The following is a 24,589-nucleotide window of genomic DNA, read 5'->3' as shown; positions in this document are numbered from 1 at the left end:
TCGACAACTTGGTCGACGGCAGTTCGCCCACAACAGACATATCGGCCAAATTCATTAAGAGAGGCTAACAAAAAGCGGTTTCACCACAGAGGCAAGGCACGCCGACGCAGGTCGTATCGAGTACGACCAGTCGGCGCAACGCCACATCAGGAATATTATTAGCCGCTCTAAGTGTGGGCGATTTGATGCACGGCAGCTGCTCAGTTTTCCTGCAAAATTCAATCAACTGGTCGGGATCTGGATTCTCCATATCTGCTGAACTGCTGCCTGATTTTTTGAATCAGCCGCTCCACGGCGGGATTTGGTTTATACCCGGACCGGGTTATCAATCCTATGGTTCTCGATATCTGTGGATCTTCCAGCGAGATTCCAGCCAGTATGGGCGTATAGGCTGGCGTCAAGGAGAGTTCAGGCACGATCATTACGCCAAGGCCAGCCATTGCCATGCCGTAGGCTCCGTGCAAGTGGCTGGCTTCATAGTGCACCCGAGGCCTCTTGGGCAGGTTGGCCAGATGATGATCCAGCAACAGGCGGTTACCGCTCCTTTGCGACACAGCAATCAACCGCTCTCCCGTTAGCTCCTCCCACGCTACCGACTGCCGATGAGACAACGCATGATCCCGCCGCACAACCAGCACATAACGCTCAGTGAGCATAGGCTGGAAATCGATGCCGGGATCCTCTCCTCCGATGAAGTTAATGCCGAAATCAGCCTTACCCTCCAGCACTTGGTTCAATACCTCTTGCGCACCTTCATCAAATACCCGCAGGCACATGCCCGGATAGTCGTCGGCAAAGTCTGCCAATGCTGCCGGCAACAGGTGTTGTGCAGCAGACGGGATGGTAGCAATCGATACCAGTCCGTTGCGACGCACCGCCCGCTCCCCCAAGCCTCGCATTGCTTGTTCCAGCTCATCCACCACGTTTTGTGCATGCAGGCGGAAATGCTCGCCTTCCTCGGTCAGTCGCACGCTGCGTGTGGTGCGCTCCAGCAAACGTACCTGCAAGGACTGCTCCAGTTTTTCGATGCGTCGGCTCAAGGCCGGTTGCGATAGATAAAGTGTTTCGGCCGCAGCTTTGAAGCTGGATTTCTCTGCAACCGCCAGAAACGCCTGCAACTCATTAAGTTCCAGATTGATGCGCGCCATCGATTAATCCATGAAATAAAAGCAATTAAACATTTATTGCATCTTGTGCATTATTTCAGCGCAATACAAGCACAACAAGAGGAGAACACCATGGGAAGCGCAAGGAAGCTGCAGCATAGCGCAGCGTTATTGGTATTGGCCGTTAGCTGTGCCCAATCCCAGGCAGAGCAACTGACGGTGGTCAGTTCCGGTGGCTTCGCCGCGGCATTGAAGCTGCTGGCACCACAATTCGAACAAGAAACCGGCCATCACCTGCAGCTGGAATGGGGCCCGTCCATGGGCGACACTCCGCAAGCCATTCCGCAGCGCCTGGCGCGCGGTGAAAAATTCGACGTACTGGTGATGGTGGGAAGCTCACTGGACCAACTGCAAGCACAAGGCCGAGTGGTGCCGGACAGCAATACACCGCTGGCTGCATCGCGTATTGCGTTGGCGGTGAAGCACGGCAGCACGCAGCCGGACATCAGTACGCTGACAGCCCTCAAGCAAACGCTGCTGAACAGCCATTCCATTGCCTACTCCGATAGCGCTAGCGGGGTATTTCTATCCAAGGTGCTGTTTGCCCGCCTTGGTGTGGCAGACCAGATAAAGGATCGCAGTCGCATGATTCCAGCGGAGCCGGTGGGCCAGGTTGTGGCACGCGGCGAAGCCGAACTGGGCTTCCAGCAATTAAGCGAGCTGATTCCGATTGCGGGCATCGACATCGTCGGCCTGCTGCCAGAGCAGGCACAGCAGGTGACCACCTTCTCCGCAGGCATCAGCAACGACAGTGTCCATAAGGGGGTAGCACGCCAGTTGCTGCGCTTTCTTGCTGCGCCGCAGGCTGCGGTCAGCATTCGCCAGACAGGGATGACACCTGCCAGCACCTCGGCTCAATGACAAGGACGACGACATGACCACCACTCCCCCCCGCCAGTCCAGTCTTTCCATGGTGTTGCGCGTTACCAGCGGCAACTTCCTGGAAATGTTCGACTTTTTCTTGTATGGCTTCTACGCCACCTATATCGCCAAAACCTTTTTCCCCAGCGGCAACCTGTATGCCTCGCTGATTCTGGCCTTTGCCACTTTCGGGGCCGGCTTTCTGGCTCGCCCCATAGGCGCCATCGTGCTGGGCAGTTATATCGACCGTATTGGCCGCCGCAAGGGGCTGATTGTCACACTGGCCATCATGGCCTGTGGTACGGCGCTGATCGCCTTTGTTCCCGGCTATGCCAGCATTGGCCTGGCCGCCCCCGTGCTAGTGCTGCTGGGCCGCCTGTTGCAGGGTTTCTCCGCCGGGGTTGAACTGGGCGGCGTGTCGGTATATCTGGCTGAAATGGCCACGCCTGGCCGCAAGGGCTTCTTTGTCAGCTGGCAGTCGGCCAGCCAGCAAGTGGCCATCATGTTCGCCGCCGTGCTGGGTTACCTGCTGCATCAGGCTTTCAACAACCACCAGATCGACCAATGGGCATGGCGCATTCCGTTTTTCATCGGTTGCATGATCATTCCCTTCATCTTCGCCATTCGTCGATCCCTGCAGGAAACCGATGCCTTCCTCGCCCACAAGCACCATCCCAGCTTTGCAGAAATCCTGCGCTCCATTGCGCAGAATTGGCAGCTGATCACCGGTGGCATGCTGCTGGTGGTGATGACCACGGTGAGCTTTTACCTGATCACCGTCTACACTCCCACTTTTGGCAAGAGCGTGCTCAAGCTCAGCGAAAACGACAGCCTGCTGGTAACCTTCTTTGTCGGCCTGTCCAACTTCATTTGGCTGCCGATCATGGGTGCGCTGTCCGACCGCATTGGACGCTGGCCGCTGATGCTGGGCTTCAGCTTGCTGACCATGCTCACCGCCTACCCGGCATTGGCCTGGATGGTAGCCTCTCCCAGCTTTGGCCACATGCTAGTGGTGGAGCTGTGGCTATCCTTCCTCTATGCCAGTTATAACGGCGCCACCGTGGTGGCCTTGACCGAGCTGATGCCCAGCCATGTACGCACAGTGGGCTTTTCACTGGCCTATAGCCTGGCCACGGCCATCTTTGGCGGCTTTACCCCACTGGTATCCACCGCGCTGATTGACGCCAGCGGCGACAAGGCTGCGCCCGGCTACTGGATGATGATGGCCGCAGCCTGTGGCCTAGCCGCTACCCTGATGCTGTACCGCAAGGACATCCTCATCCGCTTGGTCGGCAAGGCTGCCACCGCCTGAGGCACGCACGTTCTTTCCGTGTGCTTTTGCTTACCAGTCAGCACATGCCTGGCCTCCGCAAGGAGGCTTTTTTTATGCCTGCATCCCATTCGGCAGAAGACTGCCACTTGCGCGATTGAATGGAACAGCAATCTTGTTTGCCGTCGCAATAGGCATTGCAAGGCAAGCATGCGGCCTTGGTTTAGGCTGCAAGGGCAACAGGCCTGCGCCAGAGAAGCCGGCTGTCTCATTTTGAGCTCCTCGGCGCTTGAAAGGCACCTGCAACCAGAGCTCGCAGCAAGCCCGGGCACCGAACCCGAGGACGGCCCCGCGCGGCGCAACATCCTGCGCATGCGGCGGGCCAAAAGGGCGAAGGAAAAGCGAGGTCGGCTCGCCCTTCCTCCATTACCGGCCCTACGTCGCGAACGCTTAGGCCACCGCCAGCGACCATACCGCCAGCACGCCCAGCATGGCCACCCCCGCCGCCAGCGCGGCATCCAGCCGGCTGGCGAACGCCGACAGGCCACGCTCCCGCCGCGCACGCAGGTAGAACGGCAGGCCCAGCGCGTACAGGATCATCGACAGCAGCAAAAACTTCATCCCGCCGGCGTAAATCAGCCATGCGCCATATAGCGTGCCCAGCAAGGTCAACGCCAGCAGCCGGCCGCTGCGCGCCGGTCCGGCATAAGCCAGCTTGAGGCTGAACGCCGCGCACAACAGGTAGGGAATCAGCGCCATCGCCGACGCCAATTGAATCAGCAGGTTGTAGCCGGCGTTATTGAGGTGATTGATGACCAGGAACAAGGAAATCAGCCCGTTGGTCAGCCACAACGCATTGGCGGGCGCGCCGCGGGCATTGAGTTTGCCGAAGCAGGCCGGCGCGGTATGTCCCTCGCCGCGCGACGCCAGGTACAGCATTTCGGACGAGATCAGCGTCCAGGCCAGCAACGCTCCGGCCACCGACAGGATCAATCCGATATTGATCAGCGCGCCGCCCCATGCGCCAACTGCCTTTTCCAGCACCGCCGCCATTGACGGGTTTTTCATCGCAGCCAGTTCGGCCTGCGGCAAAACGCCCAGCGACAGCACCGATACGCACACCAGGAGCAGCATGGTGATCCCGAAACCCATCACCGTTGCCAGGCTGACGGTGCGCATGTCCTTGGCGCGGCTGGCGTACACGGTGGCGCACTCGATGCCGAGGAACACCCACACCGTGTACAACATGGTGTTCTTCACTTGTTGGCCAACGCTACCCAATGACGCGCCGCCCCAAAAGTCCAGGCGGAAGGTCTGCACCTTGAAGGCCAGCGCCACGCACAGCACGAACAGGCAGATCGGCACAATCTTGGCGATGGTGACGATGACGTTGAGCAGGCTGGCCGACTGCACGCCACGCAGCACGAAACCATGCAGCGTCCACAGCAGCAACAACCCGCAAACCAGCGCCGGCGTAGTACTGCCGTCACCAAAGAAACCCAGCGCCCGGAACGAGCCCAGCGCGCTGAACATCACCACCAGATAGCCGACGTTGCCCACCCACACCGATATCCAGTAGCCCCAGGCGGCATTGAAGCCGAGGTAATCGCCAAAACCATGACGGGCGTAGCCGTACACCCCATCACCGATATCCGGCCGGCTGATCGACAGCCACTGGAAAATGCGCGTCAGCGCCAGCATGCCGACGAAGGTAATCACCCAGGCGATCAGGATGGCTCCCGCCCCCGCGCCTTCGGCCATGTTTTGCGGCAGGCTGAAGATGCCGCTGCCAACGATGGCGCCCACCACCAGCGCGGTGAGGGGCACCACGCCCAGTTTCTTGTCCGCAGCTTGTGTCATCCGCGTTCTCCTTTGCGGCGGGGCGCGCCCGGCACGCCCCGGTTGTCACACTATCCGCACTGTCAGAAACGCAGCGACATGCAACTGACGCCGCCATCCACTTTGCGGTATTCGGAGGTATCCACCTCGATTACCTGGTAACCGAGCGCGGCGATGCGGTCGCGGGTCTGCGGGTAACCCGAAGGCATGATCACCTTGCCGTTCACCCAGATGCAGTTGGCGGCGTAGGACTCTTCTTCCGGGATAGCGATGATGTTGAACTTCTGGAATTCCGGCTTGGTGATGAACTCGCCGGCAGCCAGCAGATTGTTGTTCTCCAGATAGGCGAGGCCAGTTTTCAGGTGCAACACCTTCTCCAGCCGAACCACCGACCCGCTCATGCCGTGCTTTTCCAGGATGGCGATAAGCTGGCGCGCGCCTTCTGCGTTCGTACGGGCCGATTCGCCGATGTAGAAGTGGCTGCCCACCATCATGACATCGCCGGCATCCAGCGTGCCCGGAGCCTCGATACGCTCCACATGTTGGTAAAAACGGCGCAGCACCGGTTCCATCAGCATGGCTTCGTCGCGACGGCTGTCAGCGCCAGGCCGGGTGACAATGGCGCAATGCGGCGTACACAGCGCCGGGTCTTCCACAAACACCGAATCCGGGAAGTCCTCCGCCGGCGGCAGGATGGTGATGTCCACGCCGCAAGTCTGCAGCGCGCGGATATAGGTGTTGTGCTGTTCCAGCGCCAAGGCGTAGTCGGGCTTGCCAAGGTTGCTGGAGGAAATGCCGTTGACCAGTCCGCGGCAGGGAGTACGGGCGATGATGTGCTTGAACATTGCGATCTCCTGATGGTTGGGGGGTAACGCCCGTATAAGCGCAACTAGCGTGCCAGCTTGCCCGCCCTGATCGCGGCTCAAGTTTGATCAGGATCAAATTTCCGACCCGATTTTCCGCTGTTTCACTGCCTTTCAGCGCGTTTTACCCAGTATTTTCCGCCTACCCCATGGCGCCAACAGGATAACTCTCGCCATATCGCCATTTTTCGACAGAGCCAAGTAGCGATAAATCAATCACACTGAAACAATATGGCGAAAAATGGTCAATCCATCTCCACTACCAATGGGCAGCAGCCTGAGCAAGGGAGCAAGACGTGAGAAAAGAACTGGACTGGCTGATAGCCTGCCTGCGACCGGTACTGGACACGCTGGATCGTCCGGCCACCGTTGTGGACGCTGCAGGACGCTTCGTCTACTACAACCCGGCCAGCGCCCATATGGACGGCGTGGACGCCGACGACGCCATCGGCAAACACGTGCTGGAGCAGAACCCCTGGCTCAGCCGCGAGGACAGCACCCTGCTACAGTGCCTTGAACGCGGCGCGCGCTTCACCGACGTTTGCCAGTCCTACATTGGCCCCGACGGCCAAACCATTCCCTATCTGCACACCGCCGTACCGCTGACCGGGCGCGACGGCGGCCTGCTGGGCGCAATCGAGATCGGCCGCCAGCTCCGACACATGCCCAACCAGCGCGGCAAAGACACCGACGTGCCGCGCATTGCCACCAACGACCCCGGCATGCGCCAGCAGATTGCCTGGCTTGATACCTTCGCCGCCAGCGAACTGCCCATACTGATTTACGGCGAAACCGGCACCGGCAAAGAATTGTTCGCCCGCCGCGCCCACGCACTCAGCCCGCGCGGCAGCCGGCCTCTATTCACGGTCAACTGCGCCGCCATTCCGGATACCCTGCTGGAAAGCACGCTGTTCGGCACGGTACGCGGGGCATTCACCGGCGCGGAAAATCGCAAGGGCCTGCTGACGCAAGCCGACGGCGGCACGCTGTTTCTGGACGAACTCAACTCCATGCCCATCCAGTTGCAGGGCAAGCTGCTGCGCGTGCTGCAGGACGGCAGCTACCAGCCGCTGGGCAGCCATCAGCCACTGCTGGCCAATGTGCGGCTGATCGCGGCGCTCAATCAGGAACCGCTGGCGGCTGTGGAACAAGGACGCCTGCGCGAAGACCTGTACTACCGGCTCAACGTCGGCTACGTACACATCCCGGCCCTGCGCGAGCGACGCAGCGATGTGCCGCTGCTGGCCCGTGAGCTGCTGACCCGCCACGCACCCGAGCTCAGCCCCGGCGTGACGCACCTGTCTCCCGAGGCCGAAGCCTGCCTGCTGGGGCAAGACTGGCGCGGCAATGTGCGCGAGCTGGAAAACATCCTTCGCCGCAGCCTGCTGCTGCACAATGGCGGCACAAGACTGGAGCGCATCGCACTGCACGCAGGCGTATCGCCCGCCGCGCCGCGCAACGGCGGCCTGCGCGGTCAGCTGCGCGAGAGAGAGGCCGAGCAAATCCGCGCCGTGCTGGCCGAATGCCGCGGTAATGTCGCGGCTGCTGCCCGGCAGCTGGGCATGGCGCGCAGCACGCTGGTTTCTCGCCTGCGCCGACTGGGGCTGGCCTGACCTGGCGGCCTCCGCTCACAACCGCCGCCCTTGGAGCGGCTTGCCGCAAGCGCCAGGGAGACAGCAGGCACCGGGCCACGCCGGGTGGGAATGTGCGATGCGGCAAGAGCCCGCTGTTGGCCGAAGCCAGCTGCGCATGCGAGATCCGGACCAGCGGCCTTGACGGTGAGGCGCCGCCGCGCTGATGAGCACGCAAGACGACACACGCCAAAAGCAGCGCATGTCGTCTTGAACGCCCCCGCCCGCGCCTCACTGAGGGCTTACTTGGCGTACTTCTTCGCCCCCGCAACACAGATTACCGCCGCAAGCGTCACCACCAGCATGGTCCAGCTCACCTTTTCATGGAGCAACATCGCGGCCAGGCCCAGCCCCATGAATGGCTGGAATAGCTGAAGCTGGCCGACAGCGGCAATGCCGCCTTGCGCCAAGCCCCGGTACCAGAACACAAAGCCCAGCAACATGCTGAACAAAGACACATACCCAAGGCCAAGCCAGGCAGACACGCTCACATGACCGAATGAGCTCGGCATGGTCATCAGTGCGATCGGCAACATGATCGGCAGCGACAAGGCCAGCGACCAACTGATGACCTGCCAGCCACCCAGCGTCCGGGACAGCCGCGCCCCCTCCGCATAGCCCAGTCCGCATACGACGATGGCGGCCAGCATGAACAGATTGCCTTGCAACGAAGATGCCATGCCTCCCCATGCGGCATAAGCCACGATGAAGCTTGCCCCAATAACAGCGAATAACCAAAACAGCGGCCTTGGCCTCTCGCCCCCCCGAATCACCGCGAAAATAGCCGTGCAAAGCGGCAGCAGGCCCAGAAACACAATGGAGTGAGCTGCCGTAACGTGCTGCAGCGCCAGGGCAGTCAACAGCGGAAAGCCAACCACGCCCCCCAAGGCCGCCAAAGCAAGAGAGAGCAAATCCTCAACCTTCGGCCTTGGTTGCCGCAACAGCAGCAAAAGCGTCAATCCCAGCGCGGCGGCAATGGTGGCTCGGGCGCTGGTCAGGAATGCGGGGGGAAAATCAGCAACTGCGACACGCGTAGCGGGCAGTGATCCCGCGAAGATGGCCACACCGGCAAACCCGTTGATCCACCCGCTTGTTGTTCTTTCCATCAAGAGCTCCCTCCATTCTTTTTACGGGCTCCAGTAAAGCATCTCCCAGACTGGTTCAGCCAGAAACAGTCCAGTACAATTTCAAAGTACTGTTATGCAATAAAAACCAGCACAGTCAGGAAAAACCATGGCGCGAAGCGGCACAAGAATTGAAGCAGTGATGACGGAAATCCGCTCGCGGATTGCGTCGCGAGCCTATTCACCTGCAACCCGTCTGCCTTCTGTGCGCGCTCAGGCGCAGACCATGCAGGTTTCGGTTTCAACGGTGGTGGAGGCCTATGAGCGGTTGGCGGCCGAAGGCGTGATCACCTCCCGCCCGGGCTCAGGCTTTTATGTCGCCGGGCCGGTAGCCCCTCTCTCGCTGACACAGATCGGCCCCAGACTCGACAGGGAAGTGGACCCGCTATGGGTATCGCGACAGGCGCTGGAAACGGATCCCGCCATGCTCAAGCCCGGCTGCGGCTGGCTCCCGCCATCATGGCTGTATGAGACGGGGGTGCGGCGCGCCCTGCGCGCGCTGGCGCGGGCAGACTGCCTCGCGCTGACCGAATACGCCGTCCCGTTGGGTCACCCCGGTCTGCGCCAATTCCTGTCCCGTCGGCTGATAAACGCCGGCATCGAAGCCGCGCCTGAACAGATAATGCTTACCGAGTCAGGCACCCAGGCCATTGACCTGATTTGCCGCTTCCTGCTGGAGCCGGGCGACACCGTGCTGGTTGACGATCCTTGCTACTTCAATTTCCACGCCTTGCTGAAGGCGCACAGCGTTCAAGTGATTGGAGTTCCCTACACGCCCAACGGGCCGGATGTGGAGAAATTCACCACCGCCTTGCAAGAACACGCCCCCCGGCTCTACATCACCAATTCGGGCATCCACAACCCAACCGGTTCAACGCTTTCAGCCGTCACCGCGCACCGACTGCTGAAGCTGGCTGACCGTTACGATCTGGTGATCGTCGAGGACGACATCTTTGCCGATTTTGAAGTCAGCCCCGCGCCAAGGCTGGCCGCCTTTGACGGTCTATCGAGGGTCATTCAGATCGGCAGCTTTTCCAAGACCATTTCTGCCTCGGTACGGTGCGGCTACATCGCCGTCCGTCCCGACTGGGTCGATAGCCTTGTCGACCTGAAGCTCGCCACCAGTTTCGGTGGCGGCCGGTTGGCGGCAGAAGTGGTACTGAGGGCGTTGACCGACAGCGGCTACCGCAAGCACATGGAAGCCCTGCGCCTGAAACTGGCCGAGGAAATGGCCAGGACCGCGCTGCGGCTCGAAGCCTTGGATATACAACCCTGGCTGCTTCCCCAAGCCGGCATGTTTCTCTGGTGCCGGCTGCCGCAAGGCAGGGACGCCGCCTCCATTGCGCGATCATGCCTGCAAGAAGGCGTGGTGATGGCGCCGGGCAATGCCTTTAGCCGATCCTTGAGCGCGGCAGACTTCCTGCGCTTTAACGTTGCACAATGCACCGACAATCGGGTTTTCGATGTTCTTGCGCGAGCCCTGTCCACGCGATAAGCCTGAGGCTGCGGCAACGCAGGCAACACAAAGCGCCCGCCGACCAAAGAGCCCGCGCTGCCCCGGCTTGCCGCGAAGCCATCCTCCCGGCGGCTGAACAGGCCGCCCGGCATGGGCGGCATCTGCGTATAATCAGCCCTGCGCCCTCGGCCAATGTGTCCGGGGGCGCTGTTTTTTTCATGGCATTCCATCGCGGTGGAAGCGCGCAGCGGGCTACTGCTTTTCGCTTCCAAAACATGGCCGTACAACGACTCCCTCATGATCATTCTGAAAAACGTGGCCTTGCGCCGTGGCACCAAAGTCTTGCTGGACAACGCGACAGTCAGCATCAATCCCGGTGAAAAAGTCGGCCTTGTCGGCCGCAACGGCGCCGGCAAGTCTTCGCTGTTTGCGGTACTGAATGGCAGCCTGCACGAAGACGGCGGCGATTTCTCCATTCCCAGCCAGTGGCGCATGGCGCAGGTGGCTCAGGACATGCCGGAAACCTCGCAGACCGCTACGGAGTTTGTGGTGGAAGGCGACCTCACCTTGCTGGCTGCGCGGCGCGAAGTGGCGGAAGCCGAAGCGGGCGACGACTACATGCGCATGGCGCATGCTTATACCGCACTGAATGACGCCGGTGAACACGACGCGCCGGCACGGGCGCAGGCGCTCATTCTGGGCTTGGGGTTTAGCGTGGCCGAGCTGCAGCAACCGGTCAACAGCTTCTCCGGCGGCTGGCGCATGCGCTTGCAGTTGGCGCGGGCACTCATGTGCCCGTCTGATCTCTTGTTGCTGGATGAGCCAACCAACCACCTCGACCTGGATGCGCTGGTCTGGCTGGAAGCCTGGCTAAAGCAGTACGCCGGCACCATGGTGGTCATCAGCCATGACCGCGAATTCCTGGATGCGGTAACCAATGTCACCCTGCATATCGACCACGGCAAGCTGGTGCGCTACGGCGGCAACTACAGCAAGTTCGAGGACATGCGCGCCGAGCAAATGATCCTGCAGCAGGCGGCGCAGGCCAAGCAGCAGGAAAAAATAGCGCACCTGCAAAAATTTATTGATCGATTCAAAGCCAAGGCAAGCAAAGCCAAGCAAGCGCAAAGCCGCGTCAAAGCGCTGGAGCGCATGGAGAAGATCGCACCTGTATTGACCGATGCCGACTTCCAGTTCGAATTCAAAGAGCCGGGCAGCCTGCCCAATCCCATGCTGACCATGTCGCAGGCTTCGTTCGGCTATCCCGCGGCGGAGACCGCTGCGGCCGGCACGCCGCCAACCGTGATTGTCAAAGGCGTGAATCGCTCGGTGCTGGCGGGGCAGCGCATCGGCATCCTCGGAGCCAACGGCCAGGGCAAATCCACCCTGGTGAAAACCGTGGCGGAAGCGCTGGCAGCCACCAGCGGCGAAATCATCCGCGGCAAGGGCCTGAATATCGGCTATTTCTCGCAGCAAGAGCTGGACGTATTGCGCCCGGAAGACGACCCGCTGCAGCACATGTTGCGACTGGTGCGAGAAACGCCGGCACAGCTGCGTCCGCCCGCCAACGATTGCCGCGAGCAGGGCCTGCGCAATTTTCTCGGCACCTTCAATTTCAGCGGCGACATGGTCAAACAGGCGGTAGGCAGCATGAGCGGCGGCGAAAAGGCGCGACTGGTGTTGTGCATGATCGTCTGGCTGCGCCCCAACCTGCTATTGCTGGATGAACCGACCAACCACCTGGACCTGGCTACGCGCGAGGCGCTCAGCGTGGCGCTCAACGAGTTTGAGGGCTCGGTGATGCTGGTAAGCCATGACAGGGCCTTGCTGCGGGCCGTGTGTGACGAGTTCTGGATGGTCTCGCGCGGCGGCGTCAGCGACTTTGACGGCGATCTGGACGATTATCAGGTTTATCTGCTGGCAGAGGCCAAGCGCCGGCGTGAAGAGGCCGCAGGCAAACGTTAAAGGCCCCGGATGCTGCGAGTCAGACTTGCCAAACCCGGCGCAATCACACTCCCGGCACCTCAAGCCCGCCCCAGGCACCGCCACGTCTCAACTATCCCCTGCCCTGCGTCCAGCCTCTTCGGCCAAGCTCATGTTGGCCGAAGAGGCTGGCGGCAAACCAACCTTGCCGCAATGCACAATCTTGCTCGCCACTGGCAGAATGCCTAGTATTAGCTGACACACACGCCACAACCGCGCCATTACTCATGCCCAAGGTTGCTTTCGATGTGCTGGATGCGCTGAACACCCCTGTCTGGGTGATTCTTCCGCAAGCCGGGCGCATCTGCTTCGCCAATACATCCGCTCGCAAACTGGTTCCGAATATGGAACTGCAGGCCATGCGCGACGGCATTTTCTCTGCCCACGCGCATAGCTCCTTGCTGAGCTACACGCCCGAAATGCTTACACGCGAGCAGATTGTGGAAATCTGGACTGTCAGCCGCGAGGGTAAGCCGGCGCCGCTGTCCTGCCGCTTGTCCGCCATAGCCAGCGCCGAAGAAGAATACGCCATCGTGGCGGAAGGTATTCTGGGCGCGCCCTTGTCCGGCGTCTGTCTGCTTCCCGACGAGGGCTCGTTTGCCGGCGCCAGCGCGGAAACGCGTTTCTACGAAATGCTGTTCCGCACCAACACCGCGCCGATGCTGCTGATAGACCCGGAGCAGAATGGCCGCATTCTTGACGCCAACGAGGCCGCCACGCGTTTTTACGGTTATTCGCGGGAGACGTTCTGTACCAAACACACCTGGGACATCAATGCGCTCGGCAAGGACATCTTGCCGGTGATGCGGGAGGTGGCCAAGCTGCCCGGCGGGCACAAGCCCTTGAGTTTTGCCCATATTCTGGCGGACGGCAGCCAGCGCGACGTACAGACTTACGCAGGCCCGGTGGAACTGGACGGCAGACGACTGATGCTGTGCGTGGTGCACGACATTACCGAGCAGAAGCGACTGGAGAGCGAGCTGGAACGGGCCGCCCTGCGCGACCCGCTGACGGGCTTGTGGAACCGCCGCCACTTGTTGCTGTTGCTTGAACAGGCGCGCCAGCAAAAACAGCTGTGCGGCATCGACTACAGCATCCTGCTGGTGGATGCGGACCACTTCAAGCGCATCAATGACGAGTACGGCCATTTCATCGGCGACGAGGTGCTGCAACAGCTGGCCTCCACCTTTGAAAACCGGGTGCGGGCGGCCGATGCGGTATGCCGCTGGGGCGGCGAGGAGTTCGTGATTCTGTTGCCGCACACGGACGAAACGCACGCCGTGTTTCTGGCCGAGTTCCTGCGCCAGACCGTGGAGCAGTTGCGCCATCCCGAGCTGCCGCCGCTCACCGTCAGTATCGGCGTGGCCCAGCATCTGGACGACGAGTCCACTGAAAGCCTGATCATGCGTGTAGACCGGGCGCTGTACACCGCGAAGGCCCGCGGGCGCAATGCGGTGGTGGCGGCGCAGGACTGCGGCTGAGCACGCCCGCCAAGCCGCCCAGCCCTTCGGCCAACCTGGCTAAGTGGCTTCCCACAGTCGGTAGAACAGCGGCAAATAACGCTCCTCCACCTGAAAATTCAATGCCTTGACGATAGACACCTCGGCTTGCCCCGTGTCTATCAGGCTGCCCGGCCTTGTTTGCGAGGCCACAATGGGCGTAGCCACATTATCCGTTTGCCGCACAACGATGGCGCGGTCGCCGTCCGCCAGTTCGACAAAACTGCCCGGCGGATAAATGCCGATGATCTTCACCAGATGGCTGACCAGTTCAGGCTCCACTTGCTCCATCTTGCCCGCATAGAGTTCGCCCAGCGCCACCTTGGGCTTGAGGCGGCTGCGATAAGTGCGCGGCATCATCTTTGCCGTCACCAGATCCAGTGCGTGCAAACGATGCACCTGATGCTCGATGTCATCGCCGGACAAGCCGAAGGGGTAGCCGCGGCCATCGGTTTTTTCATGATGCAGCAACACCAGCTCCAGCCACGCCTCATCCTCCACCCCCGCCTCGCGCAGCATCGCGGCCGCCAACAAGGGGTGCGCGTGCAGTGTCTGCTGTTGCGCGGTGGACGGGCCAGCCTGTTGCGAGGCCATGCGATCCTGCAATTTAGCCGAGGCGATATTCATGGTCAGCGCCGCGCACACCAGCTGTTCGGCCGCCTGCGACGTCAGCGCCAAGCTTTGGCCGAGGCGCGCGGCCAACAAGCTGCAGTTGATGGCGTGGTGAGCCGTGTAATGGTGGTAGGGACACAGCATGATGGCGGCGATGACGCCGTCCGGCTGCGTGTGCGCCATGCGGCTTACCAGCGCGGCCAGCGCGGCAATGCGCTCGGGGAAACCAGGCACCGCCAGCACTCGCTCGCTCAGCGCGCGCAGGTGCGCCACCAGCGCCGGCATGGCCTGCAAGGGCGTCATGTCTTCGCTTGGCAACGCCGGAATGGCGCCGCCCGGCGAATGCTCCAGCACGCGCTGGCGATACTTGTCGCTCAGGCGGAAAACCACGCTTTCCTTGCCATCCCGCTCTTCAAGCACTTCCACCAGCCGGTTACGGATATACAGGGAATTGGGCAAACTCAAGCGCAAACCAAACTCCAGAGGCAGACATCAATACGCTTTACCTTGCAGCATCTTCAGACAAATGCCAAGAGTCATACGTCATTTTCTGGCTGTCGATCATCATAATAAGGCAGAATTTCAGGCATCTTCTGCTGAACCATACTTGCACCACTCCTGTGCGCCACTCACCAGCCCGGTGCCGACTCAAGGCTTGCCGCCGCCCGCACACTCAGCAGCACAGCCTGGCCGCGCAGCGGGCAGGTCCGCCCAAAATCCTTGCCAGACGCCATTCTTGCAGGCAACCCGGTACTGCAGGGAAGCAATTGCCGGCCAACGCGCGGCTTTGCGAGTGACGGCATCCGCAATGGCATGCCGCTTGCTTCTCCACCACAGCATGACGCCACCATCCCGACGTCGCCCCATGCCGCGCGCCACCCTTGCGCGGCCATTCAACGCAGGAGCAGCCATGAGCCACAGCGCCCCCCTCAATTTGCTGGTGAGCCGCCGCATCAAGCCGGATCGCCATGACGACTTTCACCGCTGGATCCGCCGAGGAGAAGCGCTTGCCAGCGCCGCGCCGGGTTATCTTGGCTCCGGATTGCTCAAGCCGCCCGATGGCGACGACAACTGGCAGATCCTGTTCCGCTTTAGCGATCAGGCCAGCCTGGACGCCTGGGCGGCATCGCCGGACCGGTTGCAATGGTTGGCCGAAGGCGAACCGCTGCTGCAGCACAGCCGGGTGCACTGCGCTCAAGGCGTGGACAGTTGGTTTGGCGCGGGCGCACCGCCGCGCTGGAAGCAGGCAGTGATGATCTGGCTGGTTTTCTTCCCAGTATCGCTCTGTTTCACCCTGCTGCTGGGCGACAGTCTGGCCCGCTTGCCCATACCGCTGCGCGTGCTGTGCAGCACGCTGATGATGACGCCGGTGATGGTGTTCTTTTTCATCCCGCTGAGCAGCCGGCTGCTGCGACGCTGGCTGCAGGCAGCGCCGGCCCGTCCGGTGATTCCGCTGCGCTCGCACTAAGAAGCGGGCGGACAACAACAAGGCGGGCCGCTGGCCCGCCTTGTTGTTTGCCATCGATGTCAATTATTGCTGGCAGCAGGCAGCGCTGGCTCGGCGGCCACCGTCGAAGCCGTGCCGCGCAACAGCCGCGCCATATCAGGCATCGGGTGACCGTTGATGCTGGCGCCGTCCCTGCTGAAGCTGGCATCGGTGCTGATCTTGTCGCCACCGTCATTCACCCACCCCTGACGCACGGCTTGTTGCATGCCGGACTCCACAGCCTGTGTCATGGCCGCGGCGGAAGCGCCCTCTCCCGCCATTGCGGCAGCCTGGGTCAGCAAACGTTTATCCAGCTGCAAAGCCGCCCTGCCAGCCAGGCGATCGCGCATCAGGGCGGGCAAGCCGGCGCTGACGACACTGGCGGCCTGCAGGCCGCTACCGTCAAACCGCAGCTCCATCGAAGCATGCAGAGCGCCATTGGCGGTGGTGAATGACAGCTGGTCCAGACGGAAAGCCGGCGAGGCGGCCAGGAGGCGCGGCGCGCTCTGCATCAGGCCATCCAGCTGGCCTTGCGCCAGCGCCTGTTGGTCCTGACCGTATACGCTGTACAGCTGGCGGGTGCGGGTTTGCCAGTCGGCATAGCCTTGCTTGTCCAGATTGATCAGCGAAAAATCCAGCCGCAGATCGCTGATCGACACCGCCTGTCCGGCCGCGCCCAACTGCCCCTCGCCGATACGGCTGTGATACAGCGCGTCCATCAGCGCGCCCTTGTCCTGCAATGCGGCATCCATGGACAGTTTGCCGAAACGCGCCATGGACTGGCCGTTGATCTGGATCTCCAGACTATCCAGCCGCTGGCTTGCCTCCATCTGCCAGACGTCGCTGGCCGCAAAAGCCGGGCTGCTTCGCCCTTCGGCAGTCAGCTTGCCTGCCAACATGGCCAGCTGGCGACCCTCGGGCAAGGGTGCCCTGAGGGTGAGCCCGCCCACGCTGGCCCGGTATTGCATGGGCTTGCCGTCTTCACTGTGGAATTCGGCGTTCAACCCGTTCAGCGTCAGAGCGCTGCCGTCCACTTCGCGCCAGTTGAGCTCCGCACTGTCGACAAAAGTATCGAGACCGCCAAGGAAGTTCTTGATGCTGTAGGCGGTAAGCGGCAGCGGATCGCCCAGCGGTTTGCCGGCGGCGTCCACCGGGGTAACGGTGTAATCCGTGCGCGTCCAGCGCTGGAAAGGGATGGGTAGCTGATTAACGCGATAATCCACCGCCAGCCTGGCTAGCTGGTCTCCCAGCGGTACGCTGTACAGCACGCGCGCGCTGGAGGCGAACCACCCACGGTCGTATTGCTCCAGCCTGGCGCTGACCGTGCTGGTCTTGTCGCGCTCCAGTTGGTCGATATCCTGACGGATCTTTTCTTCCGTCCTCACACCCACCATGACCGGTGCCGCCAGTACGCCCGCCAGCGTCAACGCGGCGGCCGCCGCCGCCATCAAGGCCTTTCTACCCATGCTTTGCTCCCTGTCACGCGGTGATCGTCATGCCACGCCTCATCTGACAATAGCAGCGCTTGCAAAACGGCAGAGTAAAACCTGACGGCAGCTTATCAATCGCCAAGCAGGCTCAGTCAAACAGGCTGCCCTGCTCCGGGGCGGCGACAGGCGCATCCCGCGCCGGCAAGGGGGCGGGATCGGCGCGCATGGATTGCGCCGGATAAAGTTGCAGCAGACGACGCGCCTCGGCGTCCTCCCGGCAATACAACCACTGAGCCTCGGCCTCTTCGGCCAACATCACCAGACTGCGCTTTTCATCCCCAGGCCGATGCATGCGGCCCATCAACGGGTGGCCATCGGCATTGACTGTCAGTTGGGTGAACGAGGCCAGCACGCTACCGTCCGCCTCGCGCCATTCCCGCCACAATCCGGCTACGGCAAAGGGCGCACCGTCGGCTCGGCCGATGCGCCAGCGCTCGGCCCTACCGGATTCGTAGCAGGGTTCGTAAAAGCCCAGCATGGGCACCAGACAAAACCGTCGCCGCTGCCAGGCCTCGCGATAGCTGGGTCGGCTATCCACTGTTTCGGCACGGGCGTTCATGGTGCTGGCGCGCGCGCCCGGCGGCCAGCGGTCTTGCGGCACCATGCCATAGCTGGCCAGCAGCAGGCGGGGCCTGCCTTGCTTGCCCGGCACGATGATGGGCGCCAGATAGTCCTGCCATATCTCTGCGCTCCAGTCGTCGCTGTCGCCGTCCAGATCCCAGACATCCAGCAGACGGCGGCGCGAGGGCGCGACGTAGTTCACACACATGGGAGGCCAAGCCAGATCAAAAGCGCCGAGCATAACAGACGCCGCGCCGCAGCCAAAAAAGTGGCGGCGGGCGGTAAGCCGGATAATGCGCCCGCTTGCTTTGTGGTCAGAAATCGAAGCTTCATTGCGGGGCAAGGGCAAGGGGTTGGAAATAAGCTGGCAGGCTGCAGAATCAAGCAGTGCGCCAAAAGACCCGGCATTGCCGGGCCCTCTGCAATCTCATCCAATCAGTCAGCAGCCTGCAGCGGTCAGCGGCCAAGGAAACAGAAAAGCCGCGTGTCTGGCGGCCCCCTCCCCCTAAACCAGGCCGAGCTGGGCGCGCCCCAGCGGGCTCAGTTGCTCGGGGAGGGCGCGGTCGGGGAAAGACGCTTCGAAATGGTCTGCCGGAAAATCCGGCGGGCTCTTGCCTTCGGCAAACGCAGCGGCCTGCGCCGCCAGATAGGCGCGATTCTTGGCGCAATCCGGCGCGGCGGCGATGTACATCACATTGCTCCAGCCTTGTCCATCATGCCGGTCTTCCACCGCGTGAATCACATCGCTGTGCCAGAACACCGCATCGCCGGGCTGCATCAGCGGAATGGACGACAGCGCCGGCAGCAGCGGCGCATGCCATTCCGGCTTGATGGACAAGGCGCGACCGGGCAAGGCGCCGCACAGATCGTCGTCCGGCACATCGTCCTGCAAGGCCCGCAGCAATAGATAAGCCATGGCGTTGGCAATGGGCACCAATTGCAGCGTGCCGTCGCCCGGCCCTTGCCGGGTAAGCGCGGTCCAGCCCTGGAAAGTACGGAACATGGAGCACACCGCCGGCGACGGCACTTCACGCACCTCGGTGCGCCAGGCGGCGTCGAAGGGATCGTAATCGCGCCACTGACCGCTGAACACATGGCGGTAGACCTGGCGAAAACCGGTGTCCAGCCAGCGCTCCACCGAGCCGCCGTCGCAGTGGGCCGACAAACCCAGCGACGCGGAGCCGGGCGGCCGGCGGCGCAAACGGTCGGCATAGGCCAGCGCCGCATCCGGATTGAAATGCTCGCCCGCCGCCCCCTGCCAGCGCCACAGGCGGTTGAGAAACACGCGCGTGGCGGTCAAGGCGGGCGACTGGCGCGCCGCCATTTGCGCCGGCGACCAGTACACGCCGTAAATCTGCGGTTTGCTGGAAGCCAGCTCGCCAAAATATTTGTCCTCGGCGCGATGGGCCAGCAAATCGTCCAGCCGGTTGCGCGCCAGATAGTCGGCGATATCCCGATCCCAGGCCTCGGCCTGCGCTGGCTTGAACACGCCGCGCACCACACAGGCGCCCCGCTGACGGATGGCGGCCAGCGATGCCAGACTCACCGTGCCGGCGTCGATCTCGCGCTGGCTGATTTCCGGTATGACGGGCAAACCGGCGGCGCGCTCTGCGGCAATGATGGCAGCCTGACGCGTCATCTCGGCCTCCAGTTCCAGAAAACGCTCGCGATAGGCGGGCAAAGCCTGCCGCAGTTCTTGCTTGGCCGCGCGGATGGCGGCAGGAAGATCGTCGATGTGCAAAGTCGGCATGGTCAGACTCCTCAGGGGTGGGAAACCGCAGCGTAAACGCAGCCCGTCCGGCAAAGTGATACCATTCAGCCAACTAATCATTCATTTCAGCCATGAAAGCCGCTTTCGAACACGTCACATTTGGCGAAGGCTGTTCAGTGCGCGTCTATCACCGCCAACTGCAGCGCATTCCCTTTGAATGGCACCATCACCCGGAATACGAGCTGACCCTGACGCTGAGCAGCGCCGGCAAGCGCTATGTCGGCGACGACATCGCCGATTACCGCGAGCTGGATCTGGTGCTGCTGCCGCCGGACTTGCCGCACAGCTGGGCTTCGGACAAAAGCGGGCCAGAGGACGAGACGCAAGAAAACGAAGAGGCGCTGGTGATCTGGTTTGACGGCGACTGGGCACGCCGGCTGGCCAGCTGCTGTCCTGAATACGCCGCACTGCCGCGCCTGCTGCGACAGGCCGGCTGCGGGCTGGCTTTTGAGGAAAGCGCTGCCCGCGAGGCGCTGGCCAAGCGCCAGCGGCTGTTGTCGCCGGAGCCTGCCACCCGGTTGGCGGCGGCGCTGGAGCTGCTGTGCGCGCTGGCCGACGCCCCGGCCCGGCCACTGGCCTCCCCCGGTGCCTTCATCAAGGGAGGCCAACCCAGCGGCCGCCAACCCGAGCGCGTCAACCGCCTGCTGGCAACAATGGAAGCCAGGTTGGCCGAAGCGCTGACGGTGGATGAGCTGGCGGCGCTAGCCAACCTCTCGCCACGCTCTCTACACCGCTACTTTCAGCAACATCTGGGTGAAAGCGTCACTCGCCATCTGGCCCGGCTACGCATTGGCCAAGCCTGCCGCTTGCTGGTGGACACCATGCAGCCGATCACCCTGGTGGCGACACGCTGCGGCTACGCCAACCTGGCCCATTTCAACCGCCAGTTCCGTCAATTCAAAGACATGACGCCTTCGCAATACCGTCGCCGGCACAGCAACGCCGCGCCGCAGCAGGATGCGCCAGCGCTGACCGCACGCTCGCCCTCGCTGGAGAAAACAGCGCGGCCAGCGCCTTGAGCAGCCCGTTTTGCCACAGGCAAGCCCGCGCGGCGCCGCCAACCGATTCAGGTTTACCGGTCGATGTTGACGTCATACACTGAAGTTCCAACCATCACCGCAAACGCATCCCGTATGCCTTTCGCCCTTCGCCATGCACTGCCAAGACTGGCCGCCCTGCTGACGGGCGTTTTGCTGCCTGTGCTTGCTTCGGCCGCCGCCTGGGATGGGCCGACCACCGGCCCCACCGCGCAATCCGGCCCGCGCGAAGTCACCTTCATCGCCCAGGATTTTCGCAATGGCGGCATCAGCGGCGTGTACCGGGCGTTCTCCATGGCGGCCGCCGAACTGGGCTGGAAGCTGCGCGCAGTGGACGGCAACGGCAATCCGGAGGTCATCCGCAAACTGTTTGCCGAAGCCTTGAGCAAAGGCAGCCAGGGCATTGTACTGGGCGGTTTTCAGGCAGAAGACCTAGGCGATGCGCTGCCGCGCGGAGGCCGCACGCCGGTACTGGTGGGCTGGCACGCCGCCAATGCGCCCGGCCCCACTCATCAGCTGTTTTTCAATGTCAGCTCCGATGCGGTGGATGTGGCCCGCATGGCCACCAACTACGTGATGCAACACCACGCCGGGCCGGTGGGCGCAGTCATCATCAATGACAACCGTTTCGACATCGCCAATCTGAAAACCCGCAAGATGAAATCGCTGCTGGACGGCTGCGCCTTCTGCAAGACGCTGGAGGTCATGAACGTGCCCATCAATCGCGCCGCGCAGGAAATGCCGGAGCTAGTGCGCGGCCTGAACCAGCGCTTCGGCAAACAGTGGACACATACGCTGGCCATCAACGATATCTACTTTGACGAAATGAATTACCCGCTGATGCGCAGCGGCCGAACCGACATCCGCAATGTTTCCGCTGGCGATGGCTCGCCCAAGGCCATCAGCCGTATTCGCAGCGGTCAGTCGCAACAAGCCGCCACCGTGGCCGAGCCGCTCAATCTGCAAGGCTGGCAACTGGCCGACGAGCTCAACCGCGCCTTCGCCGGCAAGCCGCCCAGCGGCTATGTCAGCAAACCCATCCTGCTGGACCAGGCGGCCCTGCTGCGCATCAAGGGCGCGGACATCGATGCCGACATTCCTTACAAACAGGCCTATCGCGCCATCTGGCAAAACGGCCGCACAGGGCAGGGTCTGCAGTAAGACAGCGCCAACGCTTGCCTTGCGTCGGCCGGATTGGATACAGTCGACAGAACCCCCACCCACTGGAGTGCGCCCGTGACCCGCATGCTGTCCGCTGAAGATACCGCCCGTTTACTCCCCTTTCCCGCGCTTTGCGACACCCTTGCCGCCACCGCGCGCGACTATCGCGCCGGTCGTATTGCCAGCCCTCCGCGCCATGTGCTGCCCTTGCAGGGAGAGGGGGTGATGCTGTCCATGCCAGCCAGCGCCGGCGATATCGCCATCCACAAACTGGTGTCGGTGTGCCCGGCCAACGCCGGCGGCCCCCGCCCTACCATCCAGGGCGTGGTCAGCATCATGGACGGCGCGCATGGCGGCGTGCTGCTGCAACTGGACGGCCCCACCGTCACCGCCCGCCGCACGGCCGCGGTATCGATGCTGGCCCTGCGCAGCCTGCACGCAGGCGCGATGCGCAAGCTGACCCTGATCGGCACCGGCGGGCAGGCCGCAGCCCATCTTGCCGCGCTGGCCGATTGCTATCCGGGCGTAGCGGTGGAAGTGTTGTCGCGGAGCCTCGACTCGGCCAAGCAACTATGCGATGCCCATGCCGCTTTACCGCTGCGGCTGACGGCGGCCACCCGCCAGGCCGCCGAGGACAGCAGCGCCGTCATTGCCGTCACCACCGCCTTGCAGCCAGTGTATCTGGAAGCGGCGCGGGCGGACCGGCTGCTCATCGGGGTGGGCGCCTTCAAGCCCGCCATGGCGGAGTTCGGGCCGGACACCGTCCGCGCCAGCCAATTGTTTGTGGACGATCCGGCCGGCGCGCCGCATGAGGCGGGCGATCTGCTGCAAGCAGGTGTGGACTGGGCAGATGTGGGCGATCTGGTGGACGCGCTGGATGGCAAGGGCGATGCCCGGCGGCCCCGCCTGTTCAAGAGCGTGGGCTGCGCCGCCTGGGATCTGGCGGCGGCGCGCTGTGCGCTGGCGCACGCCTAGCCTGTTCAGATGGCCGGCTGCATGGCCGGCCCCTGCGCCACCCGGTTTCAGGCAAACCTCAGACGTAGCAGCGCTTTACCCCCTCTAAAGAGCCGCCAGTATCGCCTCGCTGGGCCGCTGCCGGCGCAGGCCATACCGGCAGCACGACAGGCAGGCGCAACGCAGGATCAGGGGTTTTGTCTGGCGGGCTAAAGCCGGCGGTGTCGCCGCTTGCTTATTTCAGGTAGGAACGCACAATGCGCACTAGCTGCTCCAGCTCCTCGCCGCGCGTTTCGCCGGATATCTCCTGATCCAGCAGATGCTCGCGCAGATGGCCCTCCAGCACTTCCGCCATCAGGCCTTTGACCGCGCCGCGTATGGCGGCAATCTGCTGCAACACCGCCAGGCAATCCTCGCCCTCCTCCAGCGCCCGCTCTATCGCCGCCGCCTGACCTTTGATGCGGCGCACTCGCGCCAGTAAAGGCTTCTTGTCGCGCTGGGTATGCGCCATGAGGCTTGCCTCGCAAAAATATACTGAGGGGGAGTATACTCCAGGCATCCTGATTTTTACGACCCCCCCCCATGCCTCCCATCGCCGACATGATCCAACAGGGCAGCGGCAACCTCTGGTTGTTCATCCCTTCCGCCATTCTGCTGGGCGCGCTGCACGGGCTGGAACCCGGCCACTCCAAAACGCTGATGGCGTCGTTCATCATCGCCATTCGCGGCACCATCGGCCAAGCCGTGCTGCTGGGCACCTGCGCCGCGCTGTCGCACTCGCTCATTGTCTGGTTGCTGGCAGCGACGGCCCTGCGCTTTGGCAACCACCTGATCGCCGAGCAAAGCGAACCCTGGTTCATGCTGGCTTCCGGCCTCATCGTCATCGGCATTGCCGTGTGGATGTTCTGGCGCACCCGACAGGACAATCTGGCCGCCAAGGCCTGGCAGCAAGCGCCACACGGCGGCAAAGTGATCAACACCGGTCATGGTCTGGTTGAGCTGACGTTGGCCGAAGACGGCCACCTGCGCCTCTATTGCTACAGCAGTAGCCTGAAACCACAAGTGCCGGACCCGCGCGTGCGCTACCTGATCAGTCTGAGACGCGACGACGGCTCACAAGCGTCGCCGGACATGCTGAACATGGGCAACTACCTGCAATCCGCCGTCGCCCTTACCGCGCCGCACGCCTTCAACGCCACGCTGGACATGCGCCATGGCGATCATGGCCACCAGTTCAGCGTGCGCTTCGGCGCAGCGCCGGTGGAAAAGAGCATGCGTTTTCGCAGCCAGCCAGCCGCGGGGGCAGCGACCCGCCCGGCCATGGCCACGCGCAAGACCGCGCCCAAACCCGCAGCAGAAGAAGGCTATCAGGATGCGCACGAGCGGGCGCACGCCGAGGAGATTGCCCGCCGCTTCGCCGGCCGCGAAGTCTCTACCGGCCAGATCGCCTTGTTCGGCCTGACCGGCGGACTGATGCCCTGTCCGGCCTCGGTCACCATCCTGATCATTTGCCTGCACCTGAAGAAAGTGGCGCTGGGCGTAACCATGGTGGCCTCTTTCAGTCTGGGACTGGCGCTGTCCATGGTGAGCGTTGGCGTGGCTGCGGCCTGGGGGGCGCAACAATTGGGCAAGCGCTTTGGCAATCTCGATGCCTGGGCGCGCAAGACACCCTATTTTTCCAGTGGCCTGATGGTGCTGGTAGGCGGCGTCATGGCGGTGCAAGGGCTGCTGCACTTGCGCTAGGGCACATCCTGCGCCACCGGGCGCCGGCATGACGCACCAAGAATATCGCCACATCCGCCATGCACGCTGCGCACATAAAACC

General features: G+C 62.7%; 20 protein-coding genes. 11 read left to right on the top strand and 9 right to left on the bottom strand.

The genetic code is table 11. The features are described 5' to 3' along the window. Nucleotides 1-218: 218 nt before the first annotated feature. On the bottom strand, nt 219-1,148 hold the full coding sequence (locus Q0P52_RS16075; RefSeq protein ID WP_293765234.1) for a LysR family transcriptional regulator: 930 nt from the start codon (nt 1,146-1,148) through the stop codon (nt 219-221). 90 nt (nt 1,149-1,238) lie between these two features. Here Q0P52_RS16075 and Q0P52_RS16070 point away from each other — a divergent pair, with 90 nt between their 5' ends. Next, nucleotides 1,239-2,027, top strand: a complete 789-nt coding sequence (locus tag Q0P52_RS16070; RefSeq protein WP_293765233.1) for a substrate-binding domain-containing protein — start codon at nt 1,239-1,241, stop codon at nt 2,025-2,027. A 13-nt stretch (nt 2,028-2,040) separates the two neighbouring features. Further along, nucleotides 2,041-3,339 (top strand): MFS transporter, encoded by a 1,299-nt coding sequence (locus Q0P52_RS16065; RefSeq protein WP_293765231.1) that lies wholly within the window; start codon nt 2,041-2,043, stop codon nt 3,337-3,339. A gap of 408 nt (nt 3,340-3,747) precedes the next feature. On the opposite strand, the gene Q0P52_RS16060 is transcribed toward Q0P52_RS16065, so the two are convergent. Beyond that, complete coding sequence (locus tag Q0P52_RS16060; protein WP_293765229.1) at nt 3,748-5,157, bottom strand: basic amino acid/polyamine antiporter; 1,410 nt, start codon at nt 5,155-5,157, stop codon at nt 3,748-3,750. A 62-nt stretch (nt 5,158-5,219) separates the two neighbouring features. After that, a complete protein-coding gene (gene ddaH, locus Q0P52_RS16055) occupies nt 5,220-5,981 on the bottom strand; it encodes a dimethylargininase (protein WP_293765227.1) in 762 nt (253 codons plus the stop codon). A gap of 314 nt (nt 5,982-6,295) precedes the next feature. Between ddaH and Q0P52_RS16050 the strand changes: the two genes are divergently transcribed. Then, nucleotides 6,296-7,612: a sigma 54-interacting transcriptional regulator gene (locus Q0P52_RS16050; RefSeq protein WP_293765226.1), complete on the top strand. Its 1,317-nt coding sequence runs from the start codon at nt 6,296-6,298 to the stop codon at nt 7,610-7,612. A gap of 260 nt (nt 7,613-7,872) precedes the next feature. Here the strand turns inward: Q0P52_RS16050 and Q0P52_RS16045 are convergent, their stop codons facing one another. After that, nucleotides 7,873-8,736, bottom strand: a complete 864-nt coding sequence (locus Q0P52_RS16045) for a DMT family transporter (protein WP_293765224.1) — start codon at nt 8,734-8,736, stop codon at nt 7,873-7,875. Between the two features lie 127 nt (nt 8,737-8,863). On the opposite strand from Q0P52_RS16045, the gene Q0P52_RS16040 reads away from it, so the two are divergent. The 3 genes from Q0P52_RS16040 (at nt 8,864) to Q0P52_RS16030 (ending at nt 13,674) form a co-directional block, all read left to right on the top strand. Next, nucleotides 8,864-10,249 (top strand): PLP-dependent aminotransferase family protein, encoded by a 1,386-nt coding sequence (locus tag Q0P52_RS16040; protein ID WP_293765222.1) that lies wholly within the window; start codon nt 8,864-8,866, stop codon nt 10,247-10,249. A gap of 258 nt (nt 10,250-10,507) precedes the next feature. Beyond that, on the top strand, nt 10,508-12,175 hold the full coding sequence (locus Q0P52_RS16035) for an ATP-binding cassette domain-containing protein (RefSeq protein ID WP_293765221.1): 1,668 nt from the start codon (nt 10,508-10,510) through the stop codon (nt 12,173-12,175). Nucleotides 12,176-12,420: 245 nt separating this feature from the next. After that, nucleotides 12,421-13,674 carry a sensor domain-containing diguanylate cyclase gene (locus Q0P52_RS16030; RefSeq protein ID WP_293765220.1) on the top strand — a complete coding sequence of 418 codons (1,254 nt, stop codon included), beginning with the start codon at nt 12,421-12,423 and terminating at the stop codon, nt 13,672-13,674. A gap of 39 nt (nt 13,675-13,713) precedes the next feature. Here Q0P52_RS16030 and Q0P52_RS16025 read toward each other — a convergent pair whose 3' ends face one another. Then, the gene (locus tag Q0P52_RS16025) at nt 13,714-14,769 is read right to left on the bottom strand and encodes an HD domain-containing phosphohydrolase (RefSeq protein ID WP_293765219.1); all 1,056 of its coding nucleotides are present in this window, start codon (nt 14,767-14,769) and stop codon (nt 13,714-13,716) included. A gap of 445 nt (nt 14,770-15,214) precedes the next feature. Here Q0P52_RS16025 and Q0P52_RS16020 point away from each other — a divergent pair, with 445 nt between their 5' ends. Then, nucleotides 15,215-15,772, top strand: coding sequence for an antibiotic biosynthesis monooxygenase (locus tag Q0P52_RS16020; RefSeq protein WP_293765218.1), 558 nt, complete (start codon nt 15,215-15,217; stop codon nt 15,770-15,772). Nucleotides 15,773-15,831: 59 nt separating this feature from the next. On the opposite strand, the gene Q0P52_RS16015 is transcribed toward Q0P52_RS16020, so the two are convergent. From Q0P52_RS16015 to Q0P52_RS16005, 3 genes are all read right to left on the bottom strand, one after another. Beyond that, nucleotides 15,832-17,256, bottom strand: coding sequence for a DUF945 family protein (locus Q0P52_RS16015; RefSeq protein ID WP_293765216.1), 1,425 nt, complete (start codon nt 17,254-17,256; stop codon nt 15,832-15,834). 112 nt (nt 17,257-17,368) lie between these two features. Then, a complete protein-coding gene (locus Q0P52_RS16010; protein ID WP_293765215.1) occupies nt 17,369-18,049 on the bottom strand; it encodes an SOS response-associated peptidase family protein in 681 nt (226 codons plus the stop codon). Nucleotides 18,050-18,346: 297 nt separating this feature from the next. Further along, nucleotides 18,347-19,591 carry a YbiU family protein gene (locus tag Q0P52_RS16005; protein ID WP_293765214.1) on the bottom strand — a complete coding sequence of 415 codons (1,245 nt, stop codon included), beginning with the start codon at nt 19,589-19,591 and terminating at the stop codon, nt 18,347-18,349. 92 nt (nt 19,592-19,683) lie between these two features. Between Q0P52_RS16005 and Q0P52_RS16000 the strand changes: the two genes are divergently transcribed. From Q0P52_RS16000 to Q0P52_RS15990, 3 genes are all read left to right on the top strand, one after another. Further along, nucleotides 19,684-20,631 carry a helix-turn-helix domain-containing protein gene (locus Q0P52_RS16000; protein ID WP_293765213.1) on the top strand — a complete coding sequence of 316 codons (948 nt, stop codon included), beginning with the start codon at nt 19,684-19,686 and terminating at the stop codon, nt 20,629-20,631. Nucleotides 20,632-20,745: 114 nt separating this feature from the next. After that, a complete protein-coding gene (locus Q0P52_RS15995; RefSeq protein ID WP_293765212.1) occupies nt 20,746-21,810 on the top strand; it encodes a hypothetical protein in 1,065 nt (354 codons plus the stop codon). Nucleotides 21,811-21,894: 84 nt separating this feature from the next. Continuing rightward, complete coding sequence (locus Q0P52_RS15990; RefSeq protein WP_293765275.1) at nt 21,895-22,785, top strand: delta(1)-pyrroline-2-carboxylate reductase family protein; 891 nt, start codon at nt 21,895-21,897, stop codon at nt 22,783-22,785. 214 nt (nt 22,786-22,999) lie between these two features. Here the strand turns inward: Q0P52_RS15990 and Q0P52_RS15985 are convergent, their stop codons facing one another. Then, on the bottom strand, nt 23,000-23,275 hold the full coding sequence (locus Q0P52_RS15985; protein ID WP_293765211.1) for a metal/formaldehyde-sensitive transcriptional repressor: 276 nt from the start codon (nt 23,273-23,275) through the stop codon (nt 23,000-23,002). 71 nt (nt 23,276-23,346) lie between these two features. Here Q0P52_RS15985 and Q0P52_RS15980 point away from each other — a divergent pair, with 71 nt between their 5' ends. Beyond that, nucleotides 23,347-24,507 carry a sulfite exporter TauE/SafE family protein gene (locus tag Q0P52_RS15980; RefSeq protein WP_293765210.1) on the top strand — a complete coding sequence of 387 codons (1,161 nt, stop codon included), beginning with the start codon at nt 23,347-23,349 and terminating at the stop codon, nt 24,505-24,507. Nucleotides 24,508-24,589 lie beyond the last annotated feature (82 nt).

It is taken from the genome of uncultured Aquitalea sp., from assembly GCF_945957525.1.
Lineage (GTDB): Bacteria > Pseudomonadota > Gammaproteobacteria > Burkholderiales > Chromobacteriaceae > Aquitalea.
The sequence above is the reverse complement of the archived record's forward strand: the minus strand, read 5'-3'. Positions and strand labels throughout refer to the sequence as shown.

Excerpts from the sequence above, each read along its gene's own strand:
- Q0P52_RS16075 (WP_293765234.1), bottom strand. The coding sequence starts at position 1,148 with ATGGCGCGCATCAATCTGGAACTTAATGAGTTGCAGGCGTTTCTGGCG.
- Q0P52_RS16070 (WP_293765233.1), top strand. The coding sequence starts at position 1,239 with ATGGGAAGCGCAAGGAAGCTGCAGCATAGCGCAGCGTTATTGGTATTG.
- Q0P52_RS16065 (WP_293765231.1), top strand. The coding sequence starts at position 2,041 with ATGACCACCACTCCCCCCCGCCAGTCCAGTCTTTCCATGGTGTTGCGC.
- Q0P52_RS16060 (WP_293765229.1), bottom strand. The coding sequence starts at position 5,157 with ATGACACAAGCTGCGGACAAGAAACTGGGCGTGGTGCCCCTCACCGCG.
- ddaH (WP_293765227.1), bottom strand. The coding sequence starts at position 5,981 with ATGTTCAAGCACATCATCGCCCGTACTCCCTGCCGCGGACTGGTCAAC.
- Q0P52_RS16045 (WP_293765224.1), bottom strand. The coding sequence starts at position 8,736 with ATGGAAAGAACAACAAGCGGGTGGATCAACGGGTTTGCCGGTGTGGCC.
- Q0P52_RS16040 (WP_293765222.1), top strand. The coding sequence starts at position 8,864 with ATGGCGCGAAGCGGCACAAGAATTGAAGCAGTGATGACGGAAATCCGC.
- Q0P52_RS16035 (WP_293765221.1), top strand. The coding sequence starts at position 10,508 with ATGATCATTCTGAAAAACGTGGCCTTGCGCCGTGGCACCAAAGTCTTG.
- Q0P52_RS16030 (WP_293765220.1), top strand. The coding sequence starts at position 12,421 with ATGCCCAAGGTTGCTTTCGATGTGCTGGATGCGCTGAACACCCCTGTC.
- Q0P52_RS16020 (WP_293765218.1), top strand. The coding sequence starts at position 15,215 with ATGAGCCACAGCGCCCCCCTCAATTTGCTGGTGAGCCGCCGCATCAAG.
- Q0P52_RS16015 (WP_293765216.1), bottom strand. The coding sequence starts at position 17,256 with ATGGGTAGAAAGGCCTTGATGGCGGCGGCGGCCGCCGCGTTGACGCTG.
- Q0P52_RS16010 (WP_293765215.1), bottom strand. The coding sequence starts at position 18,049 with ATGTGTGTGAACTACGTCGCGCCCTCGCGCCGCCGTCTGCTGGATGTC.
- Q0P52_RS16005 (WP_293765214.1), bottom strand. The coding sequence starts at position 19,591 with ATGCCGACTTTGCACATCGACGATCTTCCTGCCGCCATCCGCGCGGCC.
- Q0P52_RS16000 (WP_293765213.1), top strand. The coding sequence starts at position 19,684 with ATGAAAGCCGCTTTCGAACACGTCACATTTGGCGAAGGCTGTTCAGTG.
- Q0P52_RS15995 (WP_293765212.1), top strand. The coding sequence starts at position 20,746 with ATGCCTTTCGCCCTTCGCCATGCACTGCCAAGACTGGCCGCCCTGCTG.
- Q0P52_RS15990 (WP_293765275.1), top strand. The coding sequence starts at position 21,895 with ATGCTGTCCGCTGAAGATACCGCCCGTTTACTCCCCTTTCCCGCGCTT.
- Q0P52_RS15985 (WP_293765211.1), bottom strand. The coding sequence starts at position 23,275 with ATGGCGCATACCCAGCGCGACAAGAAGCCTTTACTGGCGCGAGTGCGC.
- Q0P52_RS15980 (WP_293765210.1), top strand. The coding sequence starts at position 23,347 with ATGCCTCCCATCGCCGACATGATCCAACAGGGCAGCGGCAACCTCTGG.